Below are 10,219 nucleotides of genomic sequence, written 5' to 3'. Positions count from 1 at the left end.
CTTCCAGCTGCGACGACCGAACGCATCGTAACCGTAGGTGGTGTGCTGCTCTGTGCCGTTACGCGTGCATACCGCCTCTGATAGCTGATGTTCTGCGTTCCAGAAAAACTGCTGTACCGTATGCCGCCCAACGCGTTTCTCCGTGACGTTGCCAAAGCTGTCATACGCCCAGCGCCGGTCTTCGTGCACCCTCAGACGGTTATCCTTCAACGGCGGCGCACCAAGGTCACTCAGCAGGTTATGTGCCGGATCAAAGGCGAACCGTTCATCACGCGTCCGCGTTAGACGGCCCAGCGCGTCATATTCGTAACGGTGGTCCCCGGTGTAATGATCCACCATCTGCATCAGCTGTCCGTCGCGTTGCCACACATAATCACGCGCGACCGCCGTGCTGTCGCCACGCAGAGCACGCTGGCTTACCAGCCGGCTCATCTCATCGTGAACATATTCGCTGGTCAGTGCGCCCTGAGTGCGGCGCACTTCACGGTGCAGCACGTCGCGCTCGCTCTCGCTGATGACGCGGTTGCCAAAATTGACCTGAACCCGGTGACCGCTGCCGTAATAGAAACTGCTCAGCTCACGGCCATCGGGTAGCCTGGTGTGGGTACGGTTACCCAGCTCGTCATACTGATGGCGCAGCTCGTGATTGATGCCACGGATCAGGTTACGCTCCGCCAGTAGCTGGCCGGCATCATCCCATTCAAGCTCCACGCGTCCGCCATGGTTGACGCCGGCCGTCAGCCGTCCCAACGCATCATAACTGAAGCGGGTACGCTGCCACATTGCATCCCCGCCGCGCGCCACCAGCTTCTCAAGCAATCTGCCAGCGCTATCACGGCGGTAGCGCGTACGAATGTCAGGGCCACTGCCATCGCCCCGCTCGGTGCGAGCCACCGCGTAACCGCCCTCGTCATATTCATAGTGCGTAACAGAGCCATCGACCCCCTGTTCGCTAATCAGATTGTTACGCGCATCGTAACTGAAGCTGTAGCGCGCGCCGTTTTCATTAATAAGCGCAACCAAACGGCGCGCACGATCGTACTCATAGCCAATGTGGTTACCGAGCGCGTCTGTGCGTACCAGCGGCAGACCGTCACCCGCCAGTGTCCACTGGGTTGACTGATTCTGTGCGTCATGCCAGGCCGTCATGCGCTGCCAGCGGTCATACTCAAAGCGCTCGAAACTGCCATCGGCATGTACGATACGCTGCGGCAGACCATCACGGCGGTTGTACAGAGTGGTAACGTTGCCAGCCGCATCGGTTTGCTGTTTGAGCCAGCCGTATTTGTCATAGTCAAAGCGTGTGATACGTCCGGAACAGTCAGTATGACTAATCAAAAATCCGGCGCTGTTCCAGCTTAGTTTCTGTATACCCGCTGCAGCGTCACGAATACGAACCAGGTTGCCGTGATCGTCGTGGTTATATTCGGTGATGCGACCAATCTCATCAGTAAAACGTATCAGGCTGCCCGCGACGTCGTAATGATATTCCCGCATGCCGCCCAGCATGTTTGTCACGCGTACAGGCAGATTCCAGCGTGCATGATAGTCAAAGCGGGTAGTCTGACCATCCGGTTCAATAACCGCAGTACAGTTGCCGCGCTCATCGTAACGATAGCGCTTCACGCGACCGGCCTGATCGGTAAGCTGTGTCAGTTGGCCACGCGCGTTACGACGAATGCGTATATAGCCACCTGCAGCGTCAAGAAAGCCGGTCAGCTCATGATTATCGTCAAAGTCATAGCGCGTAACACGGCCCAGCGCATCGGTAACGGTAGTACTGTTGAGACCGTACTCGAAATGCCATTCGCCGCCGAGATCGTCGCGATGTGCCAGTACTTTGCCATCCGGTGCGTGTTTATCGTAGTGATAGAAGCACTCCATCTCGCCCGCCCGACGATGCGCCACCATTACATGGTTTCGGTACCGAAATTCACGCAGTACTTCGTCATACTCGTTGCGCACGGCGATCAAATCGCCTTCCGCGGAATAGTCGTAACTGCAGAGCTTTTCGGCATTTAGCGGAGCAGAAGGATAACAAACGCTCACACCAGAGATACGCTCAACGATTTGCTCGTTCTGAAGTTTGAGACGGATAAACGTGATATTAAAACGACGGCCTGCGCTGTCAGTGATCAGCTCCGGCTGATGTTGCGCGTTATATTGCACCGTAAGGCTGTTGCCATAGCGATCGCTGATAGCCGAAAGTAGCCAGCGCCCCTCCTCCACTTGATGGGTAAAGTGCCAGTGTTGACTTTCATCGGCGGCAGAAATGCAAAATTCATCTGGCAGTGGCTGGGAGAGTGACAGTTGCTCATAACGATGCAACTGTGGCTCCCGACCCGGCAGCGGCCAGGGGAAGTCAATTTCTCGCCCCAGTTCATCAACCAAAACCAGTAGCTGATTGTTTTTACGTACCTCCTGAGAGAGAGGTAAAGACCATCCCTGCCCCAGCCAGCCATTACCTGTTTCATCGGAGAAATAAAAACGTTGCCAGTTAAGCGGCACCGCAGCGGGGAAGGAAAAATCCCGATCCTGCTCATCAAAAAGTAATTTTATACCCAACAAAGGATTTACCGGGCTGCCAATTGCCATCTCAACCTCAGGCAACGGTCTTTGCGGAATTTTGCAGGGCTCAGTTTTTTTCTGCCCACGGCCTTTATCATTACCACCTTTATTACTGCCGGCATTTTTCGCTTTAATAGCTTTATCAGCTTCTTTTTTTGCTGCTTTGGCCTCTGCTTTAGCAGCTTTACTTTCAGTCTTCATGGCTGTTTTTTCAGCCAGCGTTGAAGTTTCTTTGGCGACGGTTTTCCCAACTTTTGCCGCCTCAACTGCTTTACCGGCTTTCGCTGCCAGCTTACCCGCTTTGAACGCGGCCCCACCGCCAGGCACGAAATTGGCCGCCGCTGAAGCAGCGGATAGCGCAGCATTGCCATAATCACCTTCAGCAGTGTAAATAGCAGCATTAGCGCCATCTGCTACGGCACCAATGACGGGCACTGCGCCAAGGACATCCAGGCCGGTGTGCACCCAGTCGCCATAATCGCTCCACCAGCTTTTCTTTTTAGGCGGGTTGGCACTGCCCGCCGTTACATGGCCTTGTGGCGCAGGCGCATACTGTAATTTACCAATTGTGTTTCCGGTTGCCATTGGAGCTCCGTGCACGAAATTCAGGTATTAATGAGTGAGGATATGTGCGGATACATTCAGATTAATAAAAGGCAAAGTAACTTTGACGCAGCCGCCATTAAAATAGCGGCTAAATCATTTGTGGGTTAACGTTTCAATCTGACGACAATATCTTTCATGGAGAGAACACAGAAACCCATAAATCAAGAGGGTAAAAAAAGTAAAACTAAAAATCAAATTCGCATATTTTTAGAAACAGCAAGCCTTTTAATTTCATTTAATTTAAGTGTCGTAGCATTATTGTTTTTACCATCCTTTTTAAGCATGTCTTCGAGTAAATTGCTGAAACCTCATCCAGCCTTTGTCACTACGTTTGGGTTGACACCATGATGTAATAAGTATCCAACCTGAGCCTGGTCCATTTTTTTCAACCACCATCAATTAATGCCTTCAAATAACAAGAATCGTCTGAAGTCGCCATCACTTCAGCTGCACTTCCGTAATGTGGAACATTAAATAGAGGATCGGCACCGGCTCTTACCAGCACACTGACAGCTTGGTCTGCAATAGCATTTTTATTGTTAACTGCATTCAGTAAGGAGTAGATCAGAAGAGTCATCCCTTCTCTACCGGGGGAATTGAGATCGGTAAAAACTGCTTTTTCTTTAATCTCATCGAGAGACTGGTCCTTTATCAGAACTGCCAACTCACGTTGTCCTGCGTCAAAAAATCTTGAAGGAGACAATTGGTTTCCTGCTGCGCAGTTAAATGAAAATAACATGATCGCCATAGAAGCCACAGTAATTAATTTCACACCACCTCCTTTTATCGAATTTTCTAACGCTAAACGACTAATAGTCAGCCGGAGGCCATTCCATATCCTTTTTGATAGCCAGATTTCTAATCTTTTGCAACTTTTCAGTATTCCTGCCATTCGACTGGCGCTCTATGATTTTTGCGAGCATATTATTAAAACCCCAACCATTATCAGTTGTAACTCGCGGATCTGCGCCATGCTCCAGTAACCAGATGACATTATCCAATTGAAAACCTGATAAACATTCAATCAAAACCGTTTGTCCAAGTGAATCTTTTTTATTGACGTCTGCACCCATCTTAACAAGGTAGCTCATGACTTTTAAACTATGTTCAGAAGCGGCGCCAAAAATAATCGGAGTATCCTCTACTTCGGCATTTGGGCTCATTCCGCCGTCAATCAGAGCCGCAATAAAAACAGGATCATCTGATTTCGCTGAAGCTTCAGCCGCGCTACCCATATCAGGAATTTTTTGCAACGGATTCGCTCCGGCCCGGACCAAATCTGAAACAATTACGAGTTTTCGTCTATCTTTATCATAACTATTTTGCAAGGCAAAAAATAATAACGTCATATCTTGCTTGCCGGGTTTGTTTAAGTCAGTTTTCATTGCAAGGCTTTTAACTTCTGGTTCGTTACCACGTTCAATCTCCTGAGCAAGAGATAACTGCGTACCAGAAAAGAAATTCTCAGCAGGTTGGTTTTTCATCGCACTACACCCAAAGGATGATAATGATATAAAAAATAAAATAAAAGAGACCTTCACTTTATTATTTATACTATAGTGAACCATTTTTATTTCCGTTATATTCCAACAAAGGCTTTGAGCTTTCTGACGTTACGCTCATGATTAATAGACGTACACTACTAACAGCATTGTTATCAGGCTCCTGAGCAATCAACGTTTTAGGATAGCAAAGATCGTTTTAGCAGGACATAGCACCTGCAACACTGCCATATTCAGAATAATGCACAACGGATCTTCGCCTTTATTTATCAGTTTGGTTACCATTTGAGCAATGATATCTTTCTTTGTTACAGTAAAAATTCATATATAAAATGCTTCATTCCCTTCCTGCCCGTGCTGTTCAGAATATCGTCCTTAGGAAAATATCCACAACAGGAGCATTTCCTTCTCCTATAGCGGCAGCAGCTTTAAATGAATTACATGATAAACATTTATCCAATTAAACTTATCTCATAAACACTTATAGAAAAAAATCATAAATAATAAGCAAAAGAAAAGAATAAATACATCCCTGTAAAAAATGGTAGCATCGCCTTTGCTTCTTAAAAAGCTTTCATCCCTTTACTTTCAGCCAGTCTTTTTATTTCAAAAAGCTTCTCAATTGTAATTTCATTATCACCTTTCTCAATTTTCTTCTGTAGCATCTCTCTAAACCCCCAGCCCGCTTTATTCTTTACGTTAGGGTTTGCATCATGATTTAATAAGAAAATAACTTCATCTAAATCATATCTCCCTAGTCCCACCATCAGTGCAGTTTTACCTGCTGAGTCAGGTTTATTCACATCAGCACCAATATCGACCAGATATTCCAACACTTTCCTTGAATGGTGTGAAGTCGCATTAATGATCAACGGACGATAATTACTAACTGCATCTTTATCTAGTCCTCCAACAATTAATGCCTTGAGATAACGAGGATCGTCTGAAGTCGCCATTACTTCAGCTGCACTTCCGTAATTTGGTATGTTAAATAGTGGATCTGCCCCGGCCTTAACGAGTAAAGAGATGATATCAAAGCCTGCCTTTGTGTCATTATTGCTTGCTGCGAGCAATGAATAAACCAGTATAGTCATGTCCTCACCACCTGGCTTATTTAAATTCACATTAGAAGAGAAGGCTTCAACTTCTTTAATATTTCCTTCTTTAATCGCTTGGGCTAATTGCAGCTGCCCGCCGCTAAAATAAACCTCTGGCTCAGACAACTTCATACTTGCGCACCCTACATTAGAAATCAAAATAGAAGAAATAAGAAAGAGCAATTTTATAATATTTTTTATCATACATCCCTCACAATATATTTAACGTTTCTTCATCAGCCTATTTTTCTGCTTCTATCAAGGGTATAACCTGACTCATATAATGTCTATTAACAGGATTTCCTACCCCACACTCCATATCGTGCTTTAATCCAAGTGCTGCGGGGAGAGCGAGTATGATCATCCTTAAAGTTGAACCAATAGCAGCTTCCACTACTCCTCCCAGTAACGCCCCTACGCCACCTAAAGTAGCAACCAGCGCGCCTCCCCATAAGCCAAGCCCTTGAGCTGATGTTAAAACCTCACTAATCTGTAGGTTGAGGTTCTAATCTGACGACAATATCTTGTATGGAGAAGTCATAGAACCCCATAAATTAAGAGGTAAAAACAGTAAAAATTAAATCCGCATGCCTTTAGCAACAGCAAGCCTTTTGATTTCCATTAATTTAAGTGCCGTAGCATCATTATTTTTACCTTCCTTCTTAAGCATGTCTTCGAGTAAATTGCTGAACCCCCATCCCGCTTTTGTTACTGCGTTTGGGTTGGCGCCATGATGCAAGAGGTATTCAACCTGATCCAGGTCCATTCTTGTCAAAGCAAAAATAAGCGCCGTTTTACCAGCGGTATCGGGCTTATTAACATCGGCACCTATACTGACAAGATATTCCAGCACAGGCATTGATTTTTCTGACGTTGCGTTCATGATCAATGGACGTGCACTACTTACAGCATTTTTATCAAGTCCTCCTGCAATCAATGCTTTAAGATAGCGGGGATCGTTTGAGCGGGCCATAGCATCTGCAGCACTGCCATATTCAGGAATATTCCAAAGAGGATCCGCACCAGCTCGCACTAAACTTGATATTATTTCCAAACTTCTATCTGTTTTATGATCACTTGCAGATAAAAGTGAAAACATAAGTAAAGTCATATTATTTTTACCTGGAGCATTCAGCTTCGTTGTATGAGACAACTCCTTCACCTCACTCACTTCTTCATTCTTTATGGCCTGAGCGAGCTGCAGTTGATTGCCGCTAAAATAATCTTCTGGTTTAGGAGTATTCATGTTTGCACAACTCACATTTGAAAATGTCAGAAAAGCCAGAAATGGCACATAATAGGACAGTTTATATAAAATTCTCTTCACAGTCACCTCAGCTTTTTTCTAAAATCAGTTCATCAGTATTTTTTTCTTGCTCTATACAAGGCATAACCTGACTCATAAAATGTCGGCTTACTGGGTCACCCTTACCACCATCCATATCATGCTTAAGTCCAACGCTATCTGGCAATGAAACTATTACTGTGCCTAGCCCTACCCCAACTAAGGCACCAAAAGGTCCGCCGATTAATGTTCCTAGCCCTGCAAAAGCGGCTATAATGCCTATCCCCCATAAACCAGGTTCTTGTGCACTAGTCAATACCTCCCCTTTGACACGGTAAGCATTGATTACTTCTTTCCCATTTACACTTTTTTGAATCTCACCGCCATATTGGCCCACTGTTGCTTTATTTAAACCTGCTGCATTGAATGTCCAGCCGGGTTTACCACTGCTGCGGGAACACGCTGAAGCTAAACCACCACCTAATGAATGACCGACACAATCTATATTTTGATTACTCATTCTGATTGAGTTACCAATACCTACTGCTTTTTTATAATATTCGTTTTCGCCTCCGAATGCCTGTTTCGCATTGACGGCCCAGTCGGGACCAGATTGCGTACCTCTAAATACCACAGAAGTTGACATATCTTTCCCAAATACATTTTCATCAGGCATATACACCTTTGTTCTAAATTGAGGCGCTGATTCAGAATTTAAATCATCTTTTGTTAGACCATATTTTGCTAAAGCGTCTGAATCATTACTAATATCACTCCAGCCTTCAGGTATTTCTGGCATAGGCTTAGTAGGATCACGTGGTTCATAAACATAGTCGGCCAGTCTCGCCTTTTCCATCCCCGTATTATTCAGTTCCAGCCTTTCAGCGGCTGCCCGAACTTTTGGGTCACTGCTCTGTTTACCTTTGGCTATCAGCGCCTTGCGTCGCTCCCAGGTTTCTTTTTTGGTCAGATTACCGCCGCGCCCTCCCTTAGCCTTACCGTTCATGGCAAAGATGTCCTGTACGCGGTTAAGGGGAAAACCTCCGATATAGGTATCCGGGCTGTGCTCAATTGACCAGCAGTCCCCCTCTACCGTACCGCTGACTACCCCTTTATTACGCCCAGCCGCGTCTCCAATAGTCGTAGGCACAAAGCTGATGTCATAGACGAATGCCGGGTGACCATTGAAACGTACACTTTCCACCGTACTTTTTGAGGGTGCCAGTGTGGCAGTAACCGGATATGGCACTGGCGGCTGAATTCCAGGGGTGAAACACAAATCCGGTAGTAATCCCACCACCTTATACACACCATCTTTACGTGCAGCATAATTATCAGCCATGACCTGACTCCTGCGAGATGAGCCCTACCAGTGAAGGCGGCAGCGGGGTAAAACTATCGTCATTGGTATCCGCGATTTGTTGTTGTGCCTTCTGCACTATCGCCTTACGTTCCTTTGCAGTGATGAAGCGTAACTCTGTTACTGCTGCCTCAAGCAATTCAGAAAACACTGTGCGATAAGTACAGTGCACTTTGCGCTCGGGCAAATTAATCACCAGCGTGTCCAGCTGCAAATCGTAGCTTACTCCAGCCCCCAGTTGTGTGGTGACAAAGGCAAATAAGGTTTCAACCGGGACTGAAAAACTGATTTCCTGTCCGGGCTTATCCTGTTGTGAGATAAGGTTTTTTAGCGTAACCGGAATATGCGACAGCGGCTTGGGTAATGGAAACTGCATCCATGGATGAGCGCCACACCAATAATCAAAGCGAAAATCCTGCGGCAGAAAAGGATGACGCTGCTGCTTCCACGCCTCGTCATAAGTACCGGCAAAGCCAATACGCGGTTTCCAGCCACGACCATAAAAACCAAAACCGGCAGGTAAGGTTTCATCATCAATGTTTTTAATCGGCTGGGGCAGTAATTCAAACTGTGGCGCTGCGATACGCTGTAACTTAAGCTGTTTCTGCGCCCTGGCGGGTAACCAGCCAACACCGACGCTGTTAGTGGCGGATGCAATCTCGTCGCCATGCTCTAAGCGGAACATTCCACCCTGCGCATGCTCGTAACGTAATTCGAGAGCAGTGATCGCTTTAGCCTCGCTTAATTGCCAGCTAGTCACCATTTTGCGCCACTCGCGTGGGCCATACACGTTTAGTAAACGGGTAAAATCGCCAATACGCGCTCCGACGGTGAAATGACGCGCCGGCTTACCTTCCGGAGCGTGAGCACTACCGTTGATAATGACATCCAAACGCGGCTTATAGGGTGCCAGATCGCTCTCGAATCGAACACTGCTTCTGCCCGGCTCATCGTAATATTCATCCTGTTCAACCAATTCACCCTGATCTTCGCATAACGTAAGTTGGCCGCTGTGAATATCCAGATCGTAACTGACGCGTGTCACCAGCACACTAAATCCATGATCGTGCTGGTCTATCGACTCAAAAAGCTGTGCCGGGAAAGCACTATAGTTGACAAAATTTTCCATAGTTAGTTGATATCTATCTGCGTTCCGTCAATGTCTATCACCTTCTCACCAACCAGCTTAATTTTGTTTGCACTGATGGTAATGGTGCCGTTCTGTTCGAGCACGATCATCGATTCGCCACAAACCAGGGTAATCTTGTCTTCCGCACTAAACTCCGCCGATGTTCCTGCTGAAAGGCCAATATCCCGCCCGGTATTAAGCAAATATTTCATGCCAACGTTGTGCATTTGCATCGCACCGACGTTAGTCATCCAGCCGGCCCCCACATTGAGTACATAAGCAGCACCAATGTTGGTATTCTGCGCCAGCCCGACATTTAACATCGAGGCTAATGCGACCGTTTCAGTTTTCGTTTGATCGACTTTCAGCGTTTGGTTGCCATTGATAGTCACTGACTGATTCTGACCAATACGCACATTTTCATTCTGATCAACCGTTTCAGTGCGGTTACTGTGCACGGTGATGGTTTCATTGCCGTCCACTGTTTCCGTACGGTTTTGGTGAATGGTAATGGTTTCGTTCTGATCGACGGTTTCAGTGCGGTTCTTTTTGACCTCAGTGGTTTCGTTGCCGCCGATGGTTTTGGTGCGATTACTACCAACCGAGTGGGTTTCATCATTTTCCACCTCGGTGTCCATATTTTTCTCAGCATGCAGCCACACCTGCTCCTCG

The 10,219-nt window shown here is 46.7% G+C and carries 8 protein-coding genes; all 8 read right to left on the bottom strand.

Annotation, left to right across the window (positions count from 1 at the left end):
• The coding region (locus HA48_RS21125; RefSeq protein WP_139807998.1) for a DUF6531 domain-containing protein at positions 1–3,153 on the bottom strand (3,153 nt) is incomplete at its 3' end.
• A 406-nt stretch (positions 3,154–3,559) separates the two neighbouring features.
• Positions 3,560–3,946 carry a hypothetical protein gene (locus HA48_RS21120; RefSeq protein ID WP_128603065.1) on the bottom strand — a complete coding sequence of 129 codons (387 nt, stop codon included), beginning with the start codon at positions 3,944–3,946 and terminating at the stop codon, positions 3,560–3,562.
• 37 nt (positions 3,947–3,983) lie between these two features.
• Positions 3,984–4,742: an ankyrin repeat domain-containing protein gene (locus tag HA48_RS21115; RefSeq protein ID WP_244182923.1), complete on the bottom strand. Its 759-nt coding sequence runs from the start codon at positions 4,740–4,742 to the stop codon at positions 3,984–3,986.
• A 497-nt stretch (positions 4,743–5,239) separates the two neighbouring features.
• Positions 5,240–5,905 carry an ankyrin repeat domain-containing protein gene (locus HA48_RS21110; RefSeq protein WP_128603064.1) on the bottom strand — a complete coding sequence of 222 codons (666 nt, stop codon included), beginning with the start codon at positions 5,903–5,905 and terminating at the stop codon, positions 5,240–5,242.
• Positions 5,906–6,350: 445 nt separating this feature from the next.
• The gene (locus tag HA48_RS21105) at positions 6,351–7,100 is read right to left on the bottom strand and encodes an ankyrin repeat domain-containing protein (RefSeq protein ID WP_244182922.1); all 750 of its coding nucleotides are present in this window, start codon (positions 7,098–7,100) and stop codon (positions 6,351–6,353) included.
• A gap of 7 nt (positions 7,101–7,107) precedes the next feature.
• Positions 7,108–8,400 carry a Tle-like phospholipase domain-containing protein gene (locus HA48_RS21100; protein WP_128603063.1) on the bottom strand — a complete coding sequence of 431 codons (1,293 nt, stop codon included), beginning with the start codon at positions 8,398–8,400 and terminating at the stop codon, positions 7,108–7,110.
• Positions 8,393–9,547 (bottom strand): DUF2169 family type VI secretion system accessory protein, encoded by a 1,155-nt coding sequence (locus HA48_RS21095; protein WP_128603062.1) that lies wholly within the window; start codon positions 9,545–9,547, stop codon positions 8,393–8,395. Before HA48_RS21095 ends, HA48_RS21100 begins: the two co-directional genes overlap by 8 nt.
• A 2-nt stretch (positions 9,548–9,549) precedes the next feature.
• A partial coding sequence (locus HA48_RS21090) for a bacteriophage T4 gp5 trimerisation domain-containing protein (RefSeq protein ID WP_425270678.1) occupies positions 9,550–10,219 on the bottom strand: 670 nt, incomplete at its 5' end.

It is taken from the genome of Pantoea wallisii (genome assembly GCF_002095485.1).
Lineage (GTDB): Bacteria > Pseudomonadota > Gammaproteobacteria > Enterobacterales > Enterobacteriaceae > Pantoea > Pantoea wallisii.
This window is presented reverse-complemented; position numbering and strand designations above follow the sequence as displayed.